The sequence below is a fragment of the Paraburkholderia eburnea genome (assembly GCF_002917095.1).
Lineage (GTDB): Bacteria > Pseudomonadota > Gammaproteobacteria > Burkholderiales > Burkholderiaceae > Paraburkholderia > Paraburkholderia eburnea.
In genome coordinates this window covers 685,738-706,016 of sequence record NZ_PQGA01000002.1, presented here as the reverse complement: position 1 = coordinate 706,016, position 20,279 = coordinate 685,738, and the positions used below count along the sequence as shown (strand labels likewise).

Annotated in this window: 19 protein-coding genes and 1 pseudogene; 10 read left to right on the top strand and 10 right to left on the bottom strand. The window is 65.0% G+C overall.

Annotated features, from left to right (window positions below; all coding sequences use genetic code 11):
- Positions 1–27 precede the first annotated feature (27 nt).
- A complete protein-coding gene (locus B0G62_RS07665) occupies positions 28–1,536 on the top strand; it encodes a PepSY-associated TM helix domain-containing protein (RefSeq protein ID WP_103703546.1) in 1,509 nt (502 codons plus the stop codon).
- Positions 1,537–1,631: 95 nt separating this feature from the next.
- Positions 1,632–1,949, top strand: coding sequence for a hypothetical protein (locus B0G62_RS07660; protein ID WP_103703545.1), 318 nt, complete (start codon positions 1,632–1,634; stop codon positions 1,947–1,949).
- Positions 1,950–1,974: 25 nt separating this feature from the next.
- Here B0G62_RS07660 and B0G62_RS07655 read toward each other — a convergent pair whose 3' ends face one another.
- Together B0G62_RS07655 and B0G62_RS07650 are read right to left on the bottom strand one after the other, a co-directional pair.
- On the bottom strand, positions 1,975–2,685 hold the full coding sequence (locus B0G62_RS07655; RefSeq protein WP_103703544.1) for an SDR family NAD(P)-dependent oxidoreductase: 711 nt from the start codon (positions 2,683–2,685) through the stop codon (positions 1,975–1,977).
- A gap of 145 nt (positions 2,686–2,830) precedes the next feature.
- Positions 2,831–3,739 carry a sterol desaturase family protein gene (locus B0G62_RS07650; protein ID WP_103703543.1) on the bottom strand — a complete coding sequence of 303 codons (909 nt, stop codon included), beginning with the start codon at positions 3,737–3,739 and terminating at the stop codon, positions 2,831–2,833.
- A 301-nt stretch (positions 3,740–4,040) separates the two neighbouring features.
- Here B0G62_RS07650 and B0G62_RS07645 point away from each other — a divergent pair, with 301 nt between their 5' ends.
- The 5 genes from B0G62_RS07645 to B0G62_RS07625 all read left to right on the top strand — a co-directional run bounded on the left by B0G62_RS07645 (position 4,041) and on the right by B0G62_RS07625 (position 8,562).
- Complete coding sequence (locus B0G62_RS07645; protein WP_103703542.1) at positions 4,041–5,021, top strand: hypothetical protein; 981 nt, start codon at positions 4,041–4,043, stop codon at positions 5,019–5,021.
- Between the two features lie 85 nt (positions 5,022–5,106).
- Positions 5,107–5,433 (top strand): EF-hand domain-containing protein, encoded by a 327-nt coding sequence (locus B0G62_RS07640; RefSeq protein ID WP_103703541.1) that lies wholly within the window; start codon positions 5,107–5,109, stop codon positions 5,431–5,433.
- Positions 5,434–5,512: 79 nt separating this feature from the next.
- Positions 5,513–6,226 carry a response regulator gene (locus B0G62_RS07635; RefSeq protein WP_103703540.1) on the top strand — a complete coding sequence of 238 codons (714 nt, stop codon included), beginning with the start codon at positions 5,513–5,515 and terminating at the stop codon, positions 6,224–6,226.
- Entirely contained in the window at positions 6,226–7,623 is a 1,398-nt protein-coding gene (locus tag B0G62_RS07630) for an ATP-binding protein (RefSeq protein ID WP_103703539.1), read from the top strand. The genes B0G62_RS07635 and B0G62_RS07630 overlap by 1 nt, the downstream gene beginning before the upstream one ends.
- A gap of 177 nt (positions 7,624–7,800) precedes the next feature.
- A complete protein-coding gene (locus B0G62_RS07625) occupies positions 7,801–8,562 on the top strand; it encodes a DUF4410 domain-containing protein (RefSeq protein ID WP_103703538.1) in 762 nt (253 codons plus the stop codon).
- 63 nt (positions 8,563–8,625) lie between these two features.
- Here the strand turns inward: B0G62_RS07625 and dld are convergent, their stop codons facing one another.
- From dld to B0G62_RS07605, 4 genes are all read right to left on the bottom strand, one after another.
- Positions 8,626–10,407 (bottom strand): D-lactate dehydrogenase, encoded by a 1,782-nt coding sequence (dld, locus tag B0G62_RS07620; protein ID WP_103703537.1) that lies wholly within the window; start codon positions 10,405–10,407, stop codon positions 8,626–8,628.
- A gap of 103 nt (positions 10,408–10,510) precedes the next feature.
- Positions 10,511–11,416 carry a LysR family transcriptional regulator gene (locus B0G62_RS07615; RefSeq protein WP_103703677.1) on the bottom strand — a complete coding sequence of 302 codons (906 nt, stop codon included), beginning with the start codon at positions 11,414–11,416 and terminating at the stop codon, positions 10,511–10,513.
- Between the two features lie 149 nt (positions 11,417–11,565).
- Positions 11,566–13,110, bottom strand: a complete 1,545-nt coding sequence (gene hpnR, locus B0G62_RS07610) for a hopanoid C-3 methylase HpnR (protein ID WP_103703536.1) — start codon at positions 13,108–13,110, stop codon at positions 11,566–11,568.
- Positions 13,111–13,208: 98 nt separating this feature from the next.
- Positions 13,209–14,699, bottom strand: a complete 1,491-nt coding sequence (locus tag B0G62_RS07605) for a GntP family permease (RefSeq protein ID WP_103703535.1) — start codon at positions 14,697–14,699, stop codon at positions 13,209–13,211.
- Positions 14,700–14,951: 252 nt separating this feature from the next.
- On the opposite strand from B0G62_RS07605, the pseudogene B0G62_RS31875 reads away from it, so the two are divergent.
- Both B0G62_RS31875 and B0G62_RS32085 read left to right on the top strand, forming a co-directional pair.
- A pseudogene (locus tag B0G62_RS31875) lies at positions 14,952–15,548 on the top strand (uracil-DNA glycosylase family protein); the annotation flags it as partial.
- Positions 15,549–15,584: 36 nt separating this feature from the next.
- On the top strand, positions 15,585–15,965 hold the full coding sequence (locus B0G62_RS32085) for a DUF488 domain-containing protein (protein ID WP_244193153.1): 381 nt from the start codon (positions 15,585–15,587) through the stop codon (positions 15,963–15,965).
- Between the two features lie 28 nt (positions 15,966–15,993).
- Here the strand turns inward: B0G62_RS32085 and B0G62_RS07595 are convergent, their stop codons facing one another.
- Positions 15,994–17,316: a TIGR00366 family protein gene (locus B0G62_RS07595; RefSeq protein ID WP_103703533.1), complete on the bottom strand. Its 1,323-nt coding sequence runs from the start codon at positions 17,314–17,316 to the stop codon at positions 15,994–15,996.
- 279 nt (positions 17,317–17,595) lie between these two features.
- On the opposite strand from B0G62_RS07595, the gene B0G62_RS07590 reads away from it, so the two are divergent.
- Positions 17,596–18,315, top strand: a complete 720-nt coding sequence (locus B0G62_RS07590; RefSeq protein ID WP_103703532.1) for an SH3 domain-containing protein — start codon at positions 17,596–17,598, stop codon at positions 18,313–18,315.
- A gap of 19 nt (positions 18,316–18,334) precedes the next feature.
- On the opposite strand, the gene B0G62_RS07585 is transcribed toward B0G62_RS07590, so the two are convergent.
- From B0G62_RS07585 to B0G62_RS07580, 3 genes are all read right to left on the bottom strand, one after another.
- The gene (locus tag B0G62_RS07585) at positions 18,335–19,315 is read right to left on the bottom strand and encodes a hypothetical protein (RefSeq protein WP_103703531.1); all 981 of its coding nucleotides are present in this window, start codon (positions 19,313–19,315) and stop codon (positions 18,335–18,337) included.
- Positions 19,316–19,501: 186 nt separating this feature from the next.
- Positions 19,502–19,663, bottom strand: coding sequence for a hypothetical protein (locus B0G62_RS31580; protein ID WP_167401202.1), 162 nt, complete (start codon positions 19,661–19,663; stop codon positions 19,502–19,504).
- Positions 19,664–19,827: 164 nt separating this feature from the next.
- Positions 19,828–20,052: a hypothetical protein gene (locus B0G62_RS07580; RefSeq protein ID WP_103703530.1), complete on the bottom strand. Its 225-nt coding sequence runs from the start codon at positions 20,050–20,052 to the stop codon at positions 19,828–19,830.
- Positions 20,053–20,279: the final 227 nt, after the last annotated feature.

Here is a 20,279-nt window from a genome sequence, read left to right as displayed (position 1 = left end):
ACAACATCGAATTAACAGGAGCTTCCCATGTCCACTACGCTGCCCGCCTCTGGCACGCGCCCCGCGCGCGCTACCAGCGCCGTCCATCCCGGCTATCGCACGCTCTGGCGCTGGCACTTTTACGCCGGCCTTTTCGTCATGCCGTTTCTGATCGTGCTGGCCATCACGGGCACCATCTATTGTTTTCAGCCGCAGATCGAGCCGCTGCTTTATCCGCATCGTCTCGTGGTGACGCCCGCGCACACGCCGCGTCTTTCCGCCGATACCCTGCTCGCGCGTGCTCAGGCCGCGCTGCCGGTCGGTGCGAAACCGATCCGCGCGCATATCGAGGCCAATCCCGCACGCAGCGCCGAATTTGTTTTTGCGCTCATGAACGGCCGCAAGGAAAGCGTCTATCTGAATCCGTATAGCGGCGAAGTACTCGGCACGCTCGACGTCGATGGGCGTTTCATGCAGGTGGATCGCATGCTCCATCGCAAGCTGCTGCTCGGCAAGCCCGGCGAATTGCTGATGGAACTGGCCGCCTGCTGGACGCTCGTCATGATCGGTACGGGCGTGGCGCTCTGGTGGCCGCGCGCCGCGCCCGGTAGCCACGGATCGGCGTTGCGTGCCGCGCTTTGGCCTCGGCTGGGAGCAAAGGGACGGCCTTTCTGGAAAAGCCTGCATGGCGTGATCGGCATCTGGCTCGCGGTGGGCGCGCTCGCGTTCGTCGTCAGCGGCCTGCCGTGGACAGGCTCGTGGGGCAAGCAGTTCAAGGCGCTGGCGACGCGTGTGAGCGCAGGCGCGCCGCGCGGCGCCTGGGGTGGCGGCCTGCCGTTGAAATCCACGCTGCCTGGTGCGCAGCAGCACGCTGATGCGAGGCCGCCCATGCAGATGGATCATTCGGAGCATGCAGGCCACGATATGGCGTCGATGCCCGGTATGGTGATGGACGATCTCCCGTTGCCCAACGTGCCGTGGGCCGTTGGCGCGGTGCGCGTGCCACAGTCGCCCGACGCGGCCTCGCCTGCAACCGGGCGCTTCACGCTCGATCAGGTCGTTGCGCGCATGAGGGCGCTTGGCGTCGCCAGCGGCTACGACGTGGCGTTGCCCGCGACGGCCTCAGGCGTCTACACGGTGTCGTATTTTCCAGCGGACCCACAGCAGGAACGCACCGTTTATCTCGACCAGTACAGCGGCACGGTGCTGAAGGATATCCGGTATGGCGATTACGGCGCGGTCTCGCAGGTCATTTCATATGGTACGTCGCTGCATATGGGCCGTTATTTCGGCCTCGCGAATCAACTGATTTGTACCGCGATTTCGTTGGGGCTAGCGGCCCTCGCCGTCACGGGTTTCGTGATGTGGTGGCTGCGCCGTCCCGCGCGCGCGGTGGGCGCGCCGTCGCGCGAGCGCGCGGCTCCGCCGATGCGTGCGTGGAAGGCCGGACTGGCGATTCTCGCCGTGATTTTCCCGCTGATGGGCGCGACGATTGTCGGCGTACTGTTGCTCGATCGGATGTTGTTCGGCGGCTCGAAAAATCTTTCGGCTTCCTGACAATTCAGGCGAAAGCGACAGTAATTCACGGACACAATTCCGCTTGAACCCGACCCCGCCCCGCATTGCCAAAGGAGTATCGGAAGGAGACTATTGTGTTCCGTTTCGTCTGCGCATTAGGGGCGGCCGCCGCGCTTGCGGGCTGCGCCGTCGCTCCTTACCCCGGCTATCCGGGCTATTACGACGCCAGCTATGGCTATCCCTACGCTTACGGCTACCCGTATGGCTACGGCTACTACCCCGACTATTACTACGGGCCGAGTTTCGGTTTCGCGTACTGGGGAGGCGGTAGATGCTGCTATCGCGGCTGGCATGGCGGTGGGTCGCACGGCAGCCACGGTGGCTGGCATGGCGGTGGCGGCACGTGGCAAAGCGCCGGCGGCCACGGCAGCAGCGGCGGTCACGGACACTAGGCCCGTGCACACGCCTTACCGCGTTTTAAACGCGCCCGTTCACCGCGATCGCGGCGCCTGTGACCGCGCGCGCGTCTGAAGAAAGCAGGAACGCGATCACCGAAGCAATTTCGTCGGCCTGAACCCAGCGCGTGAAATCGGCGTCGGGCATGTCGGCGCGATTCTGCGGTGTGTCGATAATGCTCGGCAGGATCGCGTTGACCGTCACGCCTTTGTCCTTGAGTTCTTCGGCCAGCGCTTCGGTCAGGCGCGCCACGCCGGCCTTCGACGCCGCATAGGCGCCCATCCCCAACCCGGCTTTCTGCCCCGCACCCGCGCCGATGTTGACGATACGGCCCGTGCCGCGCGCGAGGAGCGCGGGCAGCGCCGCTTTCGACGCGTTCAGCGCCGTCTTCACGTTCAGGTCGAACATCAGATCCCAGGTGCGCGCGTCGCCGTCGGCGATCGTTTCCCAGCGGAATGCGCCCGCGATATTGACGAGCGCATCGAGTCCGCACATCGCCTCGGCGGCCCTTTCCAGCGCCGCGCGTGCCGCGTCGGCATCCACCAGATCGACGCCGCCGAGGCAGACCGCATCCTTGAGCGCCGCGGGCAAAGCCTCGCCGGCGGGTGCCGCGCCCCGGCCGATCAGCGCGACCTTTGCGCCGCGCGACACGAGAAACTGCGCCGCCGCCAAACCCAGACTGCCGAAGCCGCCCGTAATCGCCACCGTCTTGCCGTTCACTGAGTTATCCATCTTGTTTGCCTGCTTTCTACGAGAGTGTCGTCCGGGTCCGGACGGAAAGTTCGAAAACGTCGCGGCGGCTCGTGGCCGCCGCAGGCCGCCACGTTAGCGGAGCTTGCCATTTACGGCAACCGCTCGGGCGATCGCACTACTCACCTTACGCGTCCGTGCGCACCGCCGCGAGACTGCGCTTGCGCAGTTCCTCCGTGGTTTCGCCTTTGCCGTGCGCGCTCCAGCCCGGCGGCAAGATCACATGACGCACGGCGGTCCACACACTGGGCGCAGCCGCGATATCGCGCGCCAGGCTCAACCAATGCCCGAATTCGACGACGAGCGGATTGCGTGAACGCGTCGGCGTGACAAGGCCGTAGCGGCACGGTTCGTCGGCACGCTCCGCCACGTAGGTGCCAAACAGGCGGTCGAACACGATCAGCACGCCACCGTAATTCGCATCGAGATAATCGACATTCGACGCATGATGCACGCGATGCGCAGACGGCGTATTGAACACGTACTCAAGCCAGCCGAGCTTCGGAATCCACGTGTTATGCAGCCAGAACTGATAAAGCAGGTTGAACGAGAGAATGGAGAGCACGACTTCGGGACGCACGCCGAGCCAGACGAGCGGCGCGAAGAACATCGCGGAGCCGGTGAGTTTGCCGGTCCAGCCGAGTCGATAGGCCGAGGACAGCGCGAGCTGGTTAGGCGAATGATGAACCGCGTGCGTCGCCCAGAAAAAGCGCATGCGATGCGAGGCGCGGTGATATCCGTAATAGCAGAACTCCTGGCCGATAAAGACGAAGAACCCCAACGTGAGATTGTCGATCGGAATCGTGAAAAGACGATGTTCCCAGACGAAATGGAAGATCGGCGCGGCGAGCGAAACCGGCAGGAGAGCGAATAGTTTTCTTCCGGCGAGATCGGCGAGCGAGAGCCACACTTCGGCCCAGTCGAATGCGGTCTCACCGGAGCCGCGCTTCCTGAAAGTGAGCCAGGCCGCTTCAATCAGCGACGCGACGACGATAAAGATCGTGACGTAGTACGCAAGTTTGCCGGTGGTGAGCATGATGACGGTGAGTATTGGGGGCACTGTGATGAAGTGCACTTTAGAAGCGCATCGCGCGAAGCACCACGCGCGAAGTATGTCGCGATATGTCATGCGCGCCGTGGCCTTGTAGAACGCATCGGCGCCACACCCGTTGCACACGGGGCAGAGAAGCAATGCGCCCGCCCGCCTGTAACACCGCGACATGGTTTTACAGGCGACTCGCGCCGGGAGCAGCCCTATAGTTCGTTCCGCTGACACGCCGGATGCGTGCCCTGAACCGAACCGCCCTGCTCTCACGCTCGAAACACAAGGATCTCCGATGAAATCGCTCCGCCTCGCCGCCGCCACGCTCATCGCGCTTGCCAGCGCCCCTGCTTTTGCAGGCTGGTCCGGTCACGGCACCGCCTATACGCCGCACGGCACCTATAACGGCGCGTATGCCGGTTCCTGCGGCGGCGGCAGTTGCACGCACGCGGGCGGTGTCGCGGGTCCGTGGGGCGGCGTCGCCACCAACACGGGCACGGTCACTCGCACCGCGCCCGGACAGTTCTCGAACAGCGGCACGGCGGTCGGCCCGAACGGGCGTTCGGTCCAACATGCGGGCGACACGAGCTGCGCGGGCGGCACCTGCTCGCACACCGGTACGATGACGGGCGAAAACGGCCGCAGCGCCTCCACCTCGGGCAGCGTGACGCGCACCGCGCCGGGCCAGTACAGCTCGACGGGCACGGTCAGCGCGGCCAATGGCAACAGCGTGAGCCACAACGCCTCGACGAATTGCGCCGGTTCGACCTGCTCGCGCTCCGCCACGGTCACGGGGACGGATGGCGGCACTTACACGCACTCGGGCAGCGCAACACGCGTGGCGCCTGGCGTCGTGACGACTTCAGGCGGCGGCACGGTCGTACATGGCACGACGGTGGTAGCCGGTGGCACGACGGGAGGAACGATGGTCGTGGCCGGGGGCGGCACGGTGGCGGTTGGCGCCGCGGTCGCGGTTGCCCCGGCCCCCACGCCCGTGGTGGTCACGCCGCCCCCGCCCGCCAACACCGCGGTGTATGTCACGCCCGCGCCGAAGGCCGTGTACGTGACGCCCCCGCCGCCGAAGACGGTGTACGTCGCGCCGGCTCCGAAGGTCGTCTATGTCGCCCCGCCCGCGCCCAAGGTGGTGTATGTCGCGCGCCCGCTGCCGCGTGCGGTCTATATCGCGCCGCGTCCCGTGTACGTCGCCCCGCGCCCTGCGGTCTGGGTGCCGGGCCACTGGATGGGCGGCGTGTGGGTGCCCGCGCATTGGGCCTGATGCATTCACCCCTGCAAACCCAGCCGATTTATTTGTTTCCCCTACCCGGCCGACGCCCTGCGTCGGCCATCCTACGGAGCACACCATGAAGAAGATGATCGTCCCCCTGATTTTGTGTATCGTTTCAGTTGCGGCTTCGGCGCAGGGCCTGAGCGCAGCACCCAATGGCGCGCCGACGCTGTCCGCATCGCCCGCCGCCAACGAGCGCATGACACGAGCCTTCGCGCAATTGCAGTCCCGCTTCGCGCAGGCGAACACGACGCACGACGGCAAGCTCACGCGCGAGCAGGCACAAGCCGGTATGCCGACGGTGGCCCAACACTTCGACGCCATCGACAGTCAGCGCGCCGGTTATGTGACGCTCGCGCAGATAGAAAATTTCATGCGCGAGCGAGCCGCCGCGAACCGATGATCGCGGCATGTACGACGACAACAGGGAATGGGGCGCGCTCACGCTCGCCCCTTCTGATCGATCACCGCCGGAGGCGGCCATGGAGCAGGCGAACCGCATCATCGTTCTGGACGACGAAGCCGAGCTGCGCAACATGCTGCAACGCTTCCTGAGCGGCCACGGCTTCGAGGTGCGCGCCGTCGCGGACGGCAAGCGCCTCGACCGCATGTTGCAGCGCGAGCCCTACGACCTGCTGGTGCTCGACCTGATGATGGAACCCGAGGACGGCCTGAGCGTGTGCCGCCGCCTGCGCGCCGAAGGCCACACGTTGCCTATCCTCATGCTCACCGCCAAGGGCGATGCGGCGGACAAGGTGATCGGCCTCGAAACCGGCGCCGACGACTACCTCGCCAAACCCTTCCTGCCCGACGAACTGGTGGCGCGCGTGAAAGCGCTGCTGCGCCGCCAGAAGATGGCGGCCGGCGACCCGACCGTGGTCTCGCAGCGCCTGCGTTTCGGCGATTTCGTGTTCGACGTCGGCCAGCAGACACTCATGCGCGACGGCGCGCCGATCGACGTGCATTCCGCGCAGATGCTGTTGCTGCACGCGCTCGGCTCGTCGCCCAATCGCGCCGTGAGTCGCGAAAACCTGCTCGCGCGCGCACGCGGACGCGACCACAACGCGCTCGATCGCAGCGTCGACGTGCAGATCCTCAGGCTGCGCCAGATCGTCGAGGACGACCCGGCCAAGCCGCGTTTCATCAAGACCGTCTGGGGCATCGGCTATATGCTGGTGGCCGGCGTCGACGCCTGATGGCGCGCCCCGCGCTTGCGCCGCAGCGCCGGCCCCGAAGCTGGCTGCCGCGCTCGCTGCTCTCGCGCAATATCGCGCTGCTGGTGGCGCTCGTCGCGCTCACCCAGGTCTGCTCGCTGAGCGCCCTGCTCCATTTCATGCAGCGCCCCCGCATCGATCGCGCTTCGATCATTTTTTCGGACTACGTCAAGATGCTCGACGGCATGCTGGTCGCCATGCCGGCCGCCGAAAGCCGCGCCGCCGCCGCGCGGCTGAATGCGCGCAACGAGGCGCCGGCGTCGAGCGTGGTCGCGCCCGAGACCAATCCGCCGCATTTTTTCCGCACATGGCAACGCGATGTCTTTCTGGAAGCGCTGCGGCGTCATCTGCCCGCCGATATGCCGGTGCGTTGGGAAATCATGGACAACGACCGCGAGGACGAGGCGCGTCTGTGGATACGCGTGCACGCGGGCGGCGAACCCGTCTGGATCGCCCTGCCGATGATCGCCGAGACCCAGGTGAGCGGCGTCACCACGGCCATCGTGCTGTCGATCAGCCTGGCGCTGGTCGCGGCGCTCACGGGCTGGCTGATCCAGATGCACCTGAACCGGCCATTGGCCGAACTCGCGCACGCGGCGCGCGGCGTGAGCGCGGGCGAGACGCCCGCACCGCTGCCCACCGACGGCCCCACCGAAATCGCCGAGGTGAGCCGCGCTTTCAATCAGATGACCGACGCGCTGTGCCAGGCCGAAGCCACGCGCGCATTGATGCTCGCGGGCGTTTCGCACGATATCCGCACGCCGCTCACGAAGTTGCGCCTGGCGATCGCGATGGCGTTACCGCGCGGCACCAACGACAGCCTCGTGGCCGCTACCGAGAGCTATCTCGACACCATCGATACGATTCTTCAGCAGTTCATGGACTACGCCGGCAGCGGCGAGCGCGAGGTGCCGCAACGAGGCGACCTCAATGCGCTCGTCGGTCAGTTGGTCGCCGATTTCGCGGGGCTCGGGCACGAATTCGACTTCGAGAAAACCGCGCTGCCCGTATTCGCGTTCCGGCCCGTCGCCGTGATGCGCCTGCTGATGAATCTGATGCAGAACGCGGTGGTATATGGACGCTCTGGCCTGTCGGTCCGCACCTGGCAGGCGGGAGGTTTCGCCTGCGTCTGCGTGTGCGATCGCGGCAACGGCATTCGCGCCGAGGAACTGGAGCGGCTCAAATCGCCGTTCAGCCGTGGCGGCAACGCACGCGGACATTCGGGCGGCACGGGTCTGGGGCTTGCCATAGTCGACAGAATCGCGCGTCAGCATGGAGGTTCGCTAACCTTTCTGGACCGTGAAGGCGGCGGCGTCGAAGCCGTCGTGAAGCTTTCGCTCAACCCATCCCCGTTTTCCGGCGCGCCCCCGCGCGCATGACATAGATCGACATACTTTGCGTGTGGCATAAGCACGCGCTTGCTCCCATACTTGCGCCTGTGCTGAGCGACGCATGCAGCCGAAAGGCGCAGCGCCCCGCTGGCTTTCATGAACCCACTTCGATATTTCGTCATCCTGATCGATGTGAACATGTCGAAGACAGTCAGGCGATACAACATGACCACACTCCTTCGCGCTTTCATCAACAAGTCCAAACGCATCGCAGGCGCTGTTTTGCTCGCCGGTTCGTTATTCAGTTCGGGTTGCGCCTCGGCTGCGAATGCGCTGCAGGCCGCCGCTCCGCTGCCGCAAGTGCAGGCCGATGTGATTTATGTTTCGGCGTTCGAGATATCTCCCGATGTAGTGAAGCTCGACAGCGGCATGGCGCAGGCACTCAAGGCGATGGCAGCAGGTGTATCGTCGGCGCAGCAACAACAACAGGCCGCACTCGCCGCACGCGAAAAGCTCGCCGGTGACATCGTCGCGCAGCTTCAAAAGCAGGGTCTGCCCGCCGTGCGCGTGGACGGTCCCGTTCCTGCCGGACGTGCCGCCATCGTCGTGGAAGGCCGCATCGACACGATCGACGCGGGCAGCCGTCGTCGGCGCATGCTGATCGGTCTCGGCGCGGGCAAGAGCGAAGTGGGCGCGACCATCGCCGTGTCCTGGTTGCCGGCCAACGGCGCGCCGCAAACGCTGGTCACCTTCGAGGCGAACGCGGACAGCGGCCATATGCCGGGCATCGCCGAAACGGCGGGCGTGGGCGCGGTGGCCGGTCACGTGGCGATGTCGGCGGCAGCGGGCGCGGGCGTGCATGGCGCCTCCGAAACGAAGCGCGACACGATTTCCGCTGATACAGGCAAGCTCGCGACATCGATCGCCACGCAGCTTGCGCAAGCCGCCAGGCAGAATGGCTGGGTACCGGTTAGCAAGGCGGGTTGAATCCGCGAAATTCGCGTAGATCAGCAAAACGGCGGTGCCTATAGCGCACCGCCGTTTTATTTTTTACTGCGCGCTCTCGCGATAATGCGCGAATTTCGAAGTCTGCCCGATGCCGGGATTGAAACAGTTGCACGGATCAAGCTGTTCGTAAAACGACTTCAGCGCAGGCTTCGCGTGATAGAGATGGCCGACGTTGTGCTCGGCGGGATATTCGGCGCCGCGCGCGTCCAGCAGCTTCCACATTTCGTGTTCCAGCGCGAGACAATCGTTGCCCTTGCGAACGATGTAGTCCTGGTGAAACACGTGACACAGGAAATGCCCGTAGTAAAGCTTGATGGCAATCGGCCGCTCGACCGCTTCGGGCAGCGTTTCGAACCAGTCGCGATCGTTTCGCCGCAGCGCGATATCGAGCGCGACGATATCCTCCACGGCGTCGCCATGCACGGCGCGATATCGCACGGCGGCGCCGGCAGCCGCGAAGCGGTGCAGAAATGCCTTGGTGCCCTCCTCGGCGGTGCATTCGAAGAAGTCGCCGCTGGCCTGCGCGAAATAGCGCTTGAGATAGTCGCGCGCTTCGTCGGCGGTATCGGCGGACACCTTGAGCATCAAATGATGCTCGTAACGCGCACGATAGTCCTTGAGACGCGCGGGCAGATGGCTTGGGAACAGATGGCTCACGGCCTGCATCACACGGTCGGTCAGATGCGCGGGCAAGAACGAAAAGCGCTCGAAAAAGGCATCGAAACGGCTCTTGAGCGCAAAGAGGCCCGGCAAGCGCTGCGTGCCCAGATGCTGGATCAGCAGGAACATGTCCTTGCCATAGCGTTCGGCGATATCGAAAGCGTCTCGATGCAGATATTCGCCCGCGATCGGCAGGCTCGACAGCTCGCCTAGCAGATAGCGGCGCACGTCGGTGAGTTCGGACGTCGCGTTGGTGCCGATATAGAACACCTTCGCGCCCTGCTCGATGGGGAAGGTATCGAGCCGCACCGCGAACACCATCACCTTGCCGGCCGATCCCGACGCCTCGTGCAGGCGCAGCGGATCGGCGTTGTAGCGCGCGGGCGTGGCGGCGTCCACGTCGCGCACGTGCTCGGCGTAGTGGCGGTCGGAGGCCGCGCCCGCATCGTGACGGATATCGGCCTCGGGCAGCTCGCCGCGATCGAGACGCGCGAGAATCTGCTCGGGCGTCTCGCCTAGGCGAATCCCCAGATGATTGACGAGGCTGAGTTCGCCTTGCGCATTCACCTGGGCGTACACGGTCATCTCCGTATAGGCTGGCCCGCGCCGCACCAGCGCGCCGCCCGAGTTATTGCAGATGCCGCCGACCACCGACGCGCCGATGCACGACGAACCGATCACCGAATGCGGCTCGCGGCCAAGCGGTTTGAGGGTCTGTTCCAGTTGATCGAGCGTGGCGCCGGGCAGGCAGACCACCTGTTTGCCCTCGTCGATCACATAGACGGTACGCATGCGCGTCATGCTCACGATCACGACGTCGCGGTCGTAGTCGTCGCCATCGGGTGTGGATCCGCCCGTGAGGCCCGTATTCGAGGCCTGCGATATCACGATTGCGTTCGCGGCCACGCAGGCCTGCAACACCTTCCACTGCTCGACCAGCGAGCCTGGGCGCACGACCGCCGCCACCTTGCCTTCGCCGAAGCGGAAGCCCTTGCGGTAACGCCGCGTGGCCTCGTCGCCGGTCAGCACATAGCGATGACCGGCGATGGCTTGCAGCGCGGCGACGAGCGATGCCCACCCTTCGCCCCCTTCTCGTCGTGTGGAGCTGGACGTCGTGCTGGAAGAAGCGCTGGACGAAGGGGGGCGTTTGGGAACGGTGGACATGCGGACGGCTCCAGAGGAAAGCAGATGCGAATGAGGCTAGGATAATTTGTCGCACCACCCCGCGTCCAATACCGCGTTTACGGCGATCGAGACGAAAAAGATATCAATCGACGGGGGCCGCCGCGTGCCGTGCCGTATCGCGCAAAATACGCACGAAGTTCTGCACGGTCGGCGCGCGCTCGCGTGGCCGATGCACGAGCGCAATGGTCGTATGCAGCGAGCCGCCCTTGAGTGCGTGGTACGTGACGCCTTTGGCCTGAATCTGCCGCATCGACGACGGAATCAATGTGACGCCGAAACCGGCCGCAGCCATGTTGACGGTCGAGGAAATCTGCGGCGACTCCATGCTGATGACGGGATTGAAACCCGATGCGCGGCACGCGCTGATGATCGAATCGTAGAGATCGGGGCCGATCGGGCGCGGAAAAAGAATCAGCGGATCGCCCGCGAGATCGGCCAGATCGAGACTGCGCCTGCGCGCGAGACGGTGGCGCGGCGGCAATACGGCCAGCACGTCCTCTTCGACGAGTGGCTGCGTCTCCAGCCCCCGGCAATCGAGCGGCAGCCGCACGAAAGCGGCATCCACGCGAGCCTCGCTCACGCGTTCGAGCAGCACGGAACTATTGCTTTCCTCGCAGCCGATCGCCACGCCGGGATACGCGGTGCGATAGCGCTGCAGCAGCGTGGCCACGAGCGGATGAAACACCGTCGAGCCCGCAAAGCCCAGATTGAGCCGACCCGTTTCGCCGCGTCCGGCGTTCTGCGCCTCGGCCAGGGCTAGATCGGCGTCCTCGACAATGCGCAGCGCGCGCTCGCGAAAGAGCCGCCCGGTTTCGGTCAGTTCGACATGGCGCGAATGGCGCACGAACAACCGCGTGCCGACTTCCTTTTCGAGCTTGAGAATCTGCTGGCTCAAGGGCGGCTGGGCGATGCCGAGCACGCGTGCGGCCTCGCTGAAATGCAGGTGTTCCGCGACGGCGAGAAAGTAGCGTAGCTGGCGCAGTTCCATATGTTTTTCGTCTTGATGCGCATTTTGGATGCGATTTGCCGGAATGCGCGCAGTGTGGCCCGGATCGGCGTGCGCGTCCACTCAGCCGAACGGCGAAAGCGTCCGGACGCAAAAAAACTCGATCTGGCCGCAGCGCAAGCGAGTGGCGCTCAGCCCGCTCCCATGCGGGTTTCGTCGACGAAACGCTCGGTGGCGTCGTCGATCCTGCGGCCCTTGCGTCCCATCGGGCCGTGGATGTAGACCGTTTTCATATCGGTCTGCGGCGCGCCCGTCGCGGCGGGCGGCGGCGTCATCTCGTAGTCCACCCGGCGCGCGTGGTCGGCCAGTTGCAGGCGCGGATCGAACACGGAATTGAATTTCCAGAGCATGCGCACGAAATTGGTCTGACCGCGCAGCAACAGATGCGAGGCCTGGCCCATCGCGCCGCGCAACGCGGTCCAGCCCAGATGTTTGCGGTTGAGCACTTGTTGCGTGCGCACCAGTTCCGCGTAGAACTCGGGCAGCGGCAGGCGCGTGGGCACCACGGCATGCTGGATATCGTAGAGCCGGTAATCGAGGCTGGTGAGGCGGCGCGATTCGTGCTGCCAGTTCTCCGTGCCCGGATACGGCGTGTTCACACTGATGTTCACGATCTCCGGGATATCGAGGCACCATTGGCGGATCGTCTCGAAGCGCGCGTGGTCCCAGTCGGGATCGGCGATCAGATTGACCGCCACCGTGATGCCGAGCGAACGCGCAAACTCCAGCGCCTCGAAATTGCGGTCGAGGCTTATGCGCTTGCGAAACGCCTTGAGTCCTTCTTCATCGATCGCCTCCAGGCCGAGGAACATGTACTTGAGTCCTAGCCCTTCCCATGCGCGAAATACCTCCTTGTTGCGCAGGAGGACGTCACCGCGCGTTTCGAGGTAATAGCGCTTCTTGATGCCGCGCGTACGGATCGCTTCGGCGATCGCCATACCGTGCTCCGCATGCACGAAGGCCACATCGTCGACGATAAAGACGCCCGGCTCGCGCAGCGCCGCGAGTTCCTCGACCACCGCCTCGGGGCTGCGCGTGCGATAGCTGCGGCCATAGAACGTCCAGGCACTGCAGAACGTGCAGTCCCACGGACACCCGCGCGCGAATTCGATCGATGCGCAGGGGTCGAGCGTGCCGATGAAGTATTTGCGCCGGTGCCGCAGCAGATCGCGCGCGGGCCGCACGGAATCGAGATTTTCGACGAAGCGCGGCGGGGAGCCCGTGCCGTCCCGCGTCACCACGCCAGGCACCGCGAGCAGATCGCGGCCTTCAGAGACGGCTGCGAGCAGAGCGTTGATCGAGGCCTCGCCCTCGCCGCGCAGAATGCAGTCGATTGCGCCATCGGCATGACGCAGCAGATCGTGTGCCGTGAACGACACGCTATGACCGCCCACGAATACGAAACACGATGGCAAGGCCGCTTTCACGGCCTTCGACAGGTCGATGATTTCGGGGATATTCGCCAGATAGTTGCCGGAAAAACAGAGCGCTTGCGGCTGCCAGTCGCGCACGAGACGCATCAGGTGGCGATGGGTTTCCACCTGGAGGTCGAGCAGTCGTACATCGTGCCCCGCCTCGCGGGCGGCGCCGGCGACCGATTCGAGGCCCAACGGCTCAAGCCGCAGGAACACGCGCGTATACATCAGCCCGCTCGGGTGGACAGCAAGCAATTTCATGGAACCTCCTCGCACGGCGGTTACGTGACGCGGCTGCTTCGGGCGAGTCTACGCGTGTTCTGGCGCGGACGCCTCGGACGCCGCCCGGAAACCGCCGCTCAGAAACTGCCGAATAGCGAACCCAGCACGATCACGACGGCGAGCGCGAGAATCGCGCCCAGGATGCTCACCACCACGAGATCGCGATAACTCTCGCGATGCGTCGAGCCGCACACGGCCAGCAGGGTCACCACCGCGCCGTTGTGCGGCAGACTGTCGAGCGTGCCCGACGACATCACCGCGACGCGATGCAGCAGCGCGGGATCGAGATGGTGCTGCGCGGCCAGTTGCATATAGGTGCCGCCCAGCGCATCGAGCGCGATCGTCAGCCCGCCCGAAGCCGATCCGGTGAGGCCCGCGAGCAGATTCGTCGCCACCGCGAGCGAGACGAGCGGGCCGCCGCCGATGCCGAGCACCCAGTCGCGCACGGCCTCGAAGGCCGGCAGCGCGGCGATCACGGCGCCGTAACCCACGAGGCTGCCGACGCTCAACACCGGCAGCACGGCGGCGTTCGCGCCCGCATCGACGCTCTCGCGCAGCGCGCCCAGACGCCCCCGGTTGAGCGCGACGAGCACGACGATACCCAGCGCCAGCGCGACCGAAACGCCCCATACGCCGGAGACGGCGTGCAGCGTCGTCGCGCCCCAGCGCGGCTCGGCGAGATAGCTGGCGTCGATGCGCGGGAACACCACGACGTTCATCACGAAGTTCATCGCCACCACGACCGCGAGCGGCGCGAGTGCGACCCAGGGCGGCGGCGCTCCGGCGTGGTTCGAAGCCTCCGCGCCGCGGTCGATTTCGGCGGGATCGAAGGTTTGCGCGACGCTCGCGCGTTCGCGCACGAGCGGGGATTTGCCGCGCGTGTCGTCGTCGGCGCCGCCGCCCGCGGGTTCGACGAAACCTTCGCCATTGCGCCGCGCGCCAGCCGCGGCGCGCCCGAGCCACCACAATCCGAAGCTCGCCATCACGATCGTCGCGACGATGCCGAGCCCCGGTGCTGCGAACGGCGTCGTGCCGAAAAACGGCATCGGGATGGCATTTTGCAGCGCGGGCGTGCCGGGCAGCGCCGACATCGTGAACGTGGCGGTGCCCAGCATGATCGCGGCGGGCATCAGGCGGCGCGGGATATCGGCGGAACGGAACAGCGCCTGCGCCATGGGTGCGAGCACGAAGAACGCCACAAAAAGGCTCACGCCGCCGTAGGTGACAAGCGCGCCGCCCAGCACCACGGCGGCGAGCGCGTGACGCGTGCCGAGTCGATCGATCATGAACTGCGCGACGGCGTCCACCGACCCGCTGTCCTCCATCAGCTTGCCGAACAGCGAGCCGAGTAGAAACAACGGAAAAAACTGCGCGAGAAAGCGGCCCGTGGCGGGCATGAAGGTTTGGGTCCAGTGCGCGAGGATCGGCTGGCCGGAAATGAGCGCGGCCAGCATCGCGCACAGCGGCGCGAGCAGCAGCACGCTCCAGCCCCGGTACGCCAGCCAGATGAGGAGCGCGAGGCTCGCCAGCATGCCCGTCAGGCCGAGCGCCAGGGCGCCGCCGCTCATCGGTTCACCTCGCCGCACGGTGGTGCCGTACGGACCATTCGGGTGGCGCAAGACGGCGTGTCGCGTGTGGCAGGCATGGCGGCTCCGTGGCGAAGTGGCGCATAGACCAGCCGCGAGATTACAGGAAAACCCGAATACGACTCGCGCGGGTGCCGTGGATGCGCGCTTTTCGCCCTTTTGTCGCGCTTTTGTCTCGTTTGATAGACTAGGTTTTCCGTATGCGCTTCGTCGCTTCGCCGTTTTGGCGTCGAAATCTCCACTGCTGTGTCGAACTCGCTCCCACGTCTCCTGACCGAAATCCGCGCCTGCCAGGCGTGCGGGGATGCGTTGCCGCTCGGCCCGCGTCCTGTGCTTCAGGCCAGTGCGAGTGCGCGCCTCTTGATCGTCGGTCAGGCGCCGGGCGCGAAGGTCCATGCCTCCGGCATTCCGTGGGACGACGCCAGCGGCAAGCGGCTGCGTTCGTGGCTCGGCATCGACGCGGGCGTGTTTTACGACGCCGCGCGCGTCGCCCTCGTGCCGATGGGTTTCTGCTATCCCGGCCGTGGCGGCGGTGGAGACAACCCGCCGCGTCCCGAATGCGCGGCGCTCTGGCACTCGCGCCTTTTCGCGCTATTGCCCGACGTGCGCCTGACGCTGCTGGTCGGCCAGTACGCGCAGCGTTACGTGCTGGGCGAGCGCCGCAAGGCCACGCTCACCGACACCGTCGAGGCGTGGCGCGAGTACGGGCCCGGCATCGTGCCGCTGCCGCATCCCTCGCCCCGCAATCAGGGCTGGTTCAAGCGTCATCCGTGGTTCGAGCATGACGTCTTGCCGGTGCTGCGCGAACGCGTCGCGGCGTCGCTGGCGGGCGCGCAGACCGGCATTCGTGAAAAGGAGACTTCGAAAATGAGCGAAGCGAGGATTTCGATCCAGCGCGTCTACGAACCGCTGCCCGAAGGCGGCGAAACGTGCTTTCTGGTCGATCGGCTGTGGCCGCGCGGCATCCGCAAGGAACGGCTCGCGGGCGTGACGTGGGCCAAGGACGTCGCACCGGGCACGGCGCTGCGCCAGTGGTATCACGCCGCGGATCACGATCCGGCGCACTGGGAGGAATTCGAGCGGCGCTATCTGGCCGAACTGGATGCGAACCACGGCGCATGGGCGCCGCTCGTCGAAGCCAGCAAAGCTGGCCCGATTGTGCTGCTCTACGGCTCGCATGACGCCGAACACAATCATGCGATCGTGCTGCGCGACTATCTGCTGAAAAAGCGGCGCCGCCCAAAGTGACGCTCAGCAACGCCGCTTTGCGTTCTCATCAGAACAAGTAAAGCCCCGCGATGAACACCACCCCCGAAAACAGCAGCGTCGTCACGCAATAACCCATGATGTCGCGCACGCCGAGGCCCGCGATCGCGAGCGCGGGCAGCGCCCAGAACGGCTGCGCCATATTGGTCCACGCCTCGCCGTAGGCAATCGCCATGGCCGATTTGCCGAGATCCGCCCCCAGCGCCTGCGCAGCCGGCATCACGAACGGCCCCTGCACGACCCAGTGGCCGCCGCCCGAAGGCACCGCGAAATTGATTACCGCCGAACTCAGGAACGCGAGCAGCGGGAACGTGTGCACGTTGGCGATATCGACGAACCATTTCGTGATGACGCCCGCGAGACCCGAGTGATCCATCAGCGCCTGGATCCCCGCGTAGAACGGGAACTGGATCATGATGCCCGACGCGCCTTTTGCCGCGCCCGCGACGGCGCGTGCGTAGGCCATCGGCGTCTTGTGCAGCACGAGGCCGGCCGCGAGGAACACCAGATTCACGGTGTCGATGTCGAGCGCAAAACCCTTCGTGTGGAAACGGACACCGAGAAACACCGCGCACAGCGCCGCCACCAGCAGCGAGAGCGCGCGGCTTTCCTCGATGCGTTCGGCGAAGGTCGCGTCGGGACCGAGCTTGCGCTCGACCGTGGGCGGATCTTCGAGCAGCGCGGGATCGACCGAAACGACGTCTTCGGGCTTGGGCATCATCAGGCGCACGAGGATCGGCAGCAGCACGATCAAGGCGATCGTGATGAACGCGTTATAGCCCGTGAAAATGGTCTGCGAGACGGGGATCAGGCCGATGGTCTTTTCCATCGGATTGCCCTTGGTGGCCGCGACCAGCGGCACCGAGCCCGACAGCCCGCCATGCCACGTCAGAAAGCCCATGTAGGCCGCCGCGACCAGCAAGCGGTAGTCGGTGCCGCGCACGCGGCGCGCGACTTCGCGCGAGAACATCGCGCCGAGCACGAGGCCGAAGCCCCAGTTGATCGCGCAGGCCACGGCGCCCACGAAGGCCACGAGCATCACGCCCTGGCCCGGCGTGCGCGCACAACTTGCGAGCGCAACCAGCAGCCGCTTGACCGGCGCGGAGCTGGCCAGCGCGTGACCGGTCACGAGGATCAGGACCATCTGCATCGCGAAGGCGAGCAGATTCCAGAACCCCGAGCCCCACATCATGATGAGCGCTTCGGGCGGCTGCGGCGTCAGCGCGAACGCCAGCACGAAGGTCACGACGGTCAAGAGAATGGCGAAGATGAGCGGGTCCGGCAAAAACCGGTGCACCACGCCCGTGAAGAATCCCGCAATGCGTTGAATCACTTGTCTGCTCCTGGTCTTTCTGTCTTTCTGGTTCGAGTCCCGACTTAGGTACCCAGGCGGGCGCGTAAGCCGAGCCGCGATTCTTGCACAATGCTTCCATTCGCGTGTGACGCGGCCTCGCTTGCCAGCAGGCTTTCGAATCCTGAAATTCTCCGTGCGTCGCCGTCATCCGCCGAAACGAGCCGTAACATGCGCTGCCGCGTCGAAAAATACTTATCTGCTACCGTACGGTTGATATCGCAATAAAAATCACCAGGCAGTTCGACCACGGAGGAAGCGATGCGCAAGCAGTTCGTCGGTGCGTTGTTCGCCGGTCTGGCCGCGATGCTCGCGGCGCCAGTGCCGGCATTCGCACAGAGCCAGGGGTTCACCAGTACAACCGTCAATCTTTATGCCGGGCCGGCCGGAGACTATCCCGTCGTGGCTCAGGTGCCTGGCGGCGTCTCGATCGCCGTGATGGGCTGCGTGGCCGGATATAGCTGGTGCGATGTGAGCCTGCCCGGCCTGCGTGGCTGGGTCTATGGCGGTTATATCTCGTATCCGTATCAGGGCGCGCGCGTGCCGCTGATGAACTACGGCGCCACTATCGGTCTGCCGATTCTCACGTTCTCGCTGGGGACCTATTGGGGCAATTATTACCGCGACCGCCCCTGGTACAACAACCAGAGCCGCTGGAACCGGCATCCCGGTCCGCGGCCGGGACCGCCGCCCGGGATTCGGCCGCCTTCGCATGGCGCCCGGCCGCCCGGTGGGCATCACGGCAACCGGCCACCCGGCGCGGGCAATGGCCATCAGAACCGCCCGCCGAATAACGGTGCGCGCCCGCCCGGCAATGGCGGCGGACGTCCACCGGGACAAGGCGCGTCGAGGCCTCCGGGCAATGGTGGACATGGCGGAGCACGTCCACCCGGCCAGGGCGGCAGGCCGCCTGGCGGAGGGGGCGGTGGCGGTGGCGGAAATCGTCCGCCGGGCGGCGGCGGCGGACGCCCAGGCAATTGAGCGGCAGGCAAATCCGCGGCTAGAAGCGGTAGCCCACCCCACCCAGGATCACATCCGTATCGCGGCTATAGCGCGTGACGACGCGGTTCCACGTCACGCGCGCCGACCAATGCTGCGTGAGCCGGTATGACGCCGATACCGACACGAGACCCGAGAGAATCCCGTCGCCGGTATCGCGATCGTCGCCATTCTTGCCGTGGTGGATCGCGGCATACAGGCCTGCGCCGAAACCCAGCGTCAGCCGCTCGTCGAAAAACGCCCGCGTGAGCCAGAGCTGCGCGGTGGCGCCGTCGCGACGCGCCTCGATGCCGTTACCCTCGTGCAGATAGCCGATGGTGCCGTCGAGCCAGTGCGTCAGGCCGCGTCGGTACTCGATGGCTTCGGCCGCCGACGTCTGCGAATCTAAACTGTTGAGTATCGTCTCGCCCGCCATCAGGGTGATTTCGTTATTCGTCACATCGTGCGTGCGCGGCAAGGCAAAGTCGCGCGGGCCGGGCGAATCCGGTGCATCGAGCTGATAGCCGAGGCCAAGCATCACTGCCGTGGTCGGCGGCCCATTTGTGACCTGCACGCGATTGAGCTGGAGATTGGCGGTCCAGCGTTGGCTGGCATACCACGTGGCGCGAGCGCTATAGACCATGCCCCAGCCGTGCGTGTTGGAATAGCCCTCGCCTTGCCTGGCCGCTTCTGTGTCGAAATAGCGATATGGCCCGACGCCCAGCGAAAGCACGAGCCGCCGCTGCGCCAGCGGCAGGCGCGCCCAGACCTGAAAAGTCTGCCCGTCGCGATGATGATCGGTGATATGGCCTTCGTTGAGCCAGGAGATGCTGCCGGCGAAATACGGCCCGAAGCCCTCCAGATAGCTCATCTCCCACGAATATGACCGGTCGGCGCCACTCCACAGCGGGCCTGCGAATAACGTGAACTCCTGCGCAAAAGCGCTATCCGTCGAAGCCGACAGCGCTGCCGCGGCAAGGATCAAATATCCCGTTTTTCTCATTTTCGAGTGCGCCCGTAGTTAATACACGGCAACGAGTGGCCGATCTCCCAGATGCGTTCTTTTTGCTTGATTTACCTTAGCATGTGAATCGCAATCATGCTTTTATATTTGGAATGCCAATTAATTTTGTTAAAAAAATGCCGCATAACAATGCGGCATTTCGACTGGCGCGCCGATCAGTGCCTATCAGCGCACGTGATGGCAGACGCGCACCGCATGATGATTGTGATGCTCGACGTGGCAGACTTCGTGATGGTTGGGTGCGGCGACGGCGACCAGCGGAGCGGCCAGCGCGGCGCAAAGCATCAGGGCGGCCAGACGGGCGAACGGCTTGACAACGGCTTTCATGAACAGACTCTCGGACGATAAAACAGTGGATTGAAACGAGAGCCGGCACTTTATCGCAGAGTGCGCGTTAAAAGATTACACGTTTGTAACGAGCGTAGCGCGGGATGTCGGACCCTTGACAAGAAAACGATGGCCAGATGCCCTGCGCTGCCCTAAAAGCCCTGTCAGCTCACGCCCTGCCCCGGCCTGCCGTATGAATCGTCGTGTGTAAGCCGCCGCAATAATTCCTGCCCGCGCGTCGTGAGGCGCGGCGCACGGCCGCTTTTGCCGTCATCCATCTCGACGAGCTGGTAGCGCGCAAGCGCCAGGAAATCGGCATCGAATGTCTGGAGCGGCGCGTTAGCGTCGCGAATCAGCAGCAGCGCCGCCAGTTCGTGATGACTGAGCATCGTTTTCTCCTGTTCAGATCTCACCGTACCGACCAGCATAGCGGGCAAAACGTACAGTTTCGCTACAGTCGTGTTTCATCGCGTTACTACATCATCATTGCGTCATAAGGAATAATGCGCGGCGTGAAGAAATGCGTAACGCAGCACGATTATTTCGTGACGGCGCGATGTCGGGAATGTGTCGCGCGCGAGTGACGCAAGTGACTATTGCGTGCAAAAACAAATAT

Coding starts and splice junctions, on each gene's coding strand:
- B0G62_RS07665 (WP_103703546.1), top strand. CDS start 28: ATGTCCACTACGCTGCCCGCCTCTGGCACGCGCCCCGCGCGCGCTACC.
- B0G62_RS07655 (WP_103703544.1), bottom strand. CDS start 2,685: ATGGATAACTCAGTGAACGGCAAGACGGTGGCGATTACGGGCGGCTTC.
- B0G62_RS07650 (WP_103703543.1), bottom strand. CDS start 3,739: ATGCTCACCACCGGCAAACTTGCGTACTACGTCACGATCTTTATCGTC.
- B0G62_RS07645 (WP_103703542.1), top strand. CDS start 4,041: ATGAAATCGCTCCGCCTCGCCGCCGCCACGCTCATCGCGCTTGCCAGC.
- B0G62_RS07640 (WP_103703541.1), top strand. CDS start 5,107: ATGAAGAAGATGATCGTCCCCCTGATTTTGTGTATCGTTTCAGTTGCG.
- B0G62_RS07635 (WP_103703540.1), top strand. CDS start 5,513: ATGGAGCAGGCGAACCGCATCATCGTTCTGGACGACGAAGCCGAGCTG.
- B0G62_RS07630 (WP_103703539.1), top strand. CDS start 6,226: ATGGCGCGCCCCGCGCTTGCGCCGCAGCGCCGGCCCCGAAGCTGGCTG.
- B0G62_RS07625 (WP_103703538.1), top strand. CDS start 7,801: ATGACCACACTCCTTCGCGCTTTCATCAACAAGTCCAAACGCATCGCA.
- dld (WP_103703537.1), bottom strand. CDS start 10,407: ATGTCCACCGTTCCCAAACGCCCCCCTTCGTCCAGCGCTTCTTCCAGC.
- B0G62_RS07615 (WP_103703677.1), bottom strand. CDS start 11,416: ATGGAACTGCGCCAGCTACGCTACTTTCTCGCCGTCGCGGAACACCTG.
- hpnR (WP_103703536.1), bottom strand. CDS start 13,110: ATGAAATTGCTTGCTGTCCACCCGAGCGGGCTGATGTATACGCGCGTG.
- B0G62_RS07605 (WP_103703535.1), bottom strand. CDS start 14,699: ATGAGCGGCGGCGCCCTGGCGCTCGGCCTGACGGGCATGCTGGCGAGC.
- B0G62_RS32085 (WP_244193153.1), top strand. CDS start 15,585: ATGAGCGAAGCGAGGATTTCGATCCAGCGCGTCTACGAACCGCTGCCC.
- B0G62_RS07590 (WP_103703532.1), top strand. CDS start 17,596: ATGCGCAAGCAGTTCGTCGGTGCGTTGTTCGCCGGTCTGGCCGCGATG.
- B0G62_RS07585 (WP_103703531.1), bottom strand. CDS start 19,315: ATGAGAAAAACGGGATATTTGATCCTTGCCGCGGCAGCGCTGTCGGCT.
- B0G62_RS31580 (WP_167401202.1), bottom strand. CDS start 19,663: ATGAAAGCCGTTGTCAAGCCGTTCGCCCGTCTGGCCGCCCTGATGCTT.
- B0G62_RS07580 (WP_103703530.1), bottom strand. CDS start 20,052: ATGCTCAGTCATCACGAACTGGCGGCGCTGCTGCTGATTCGCGACGCT.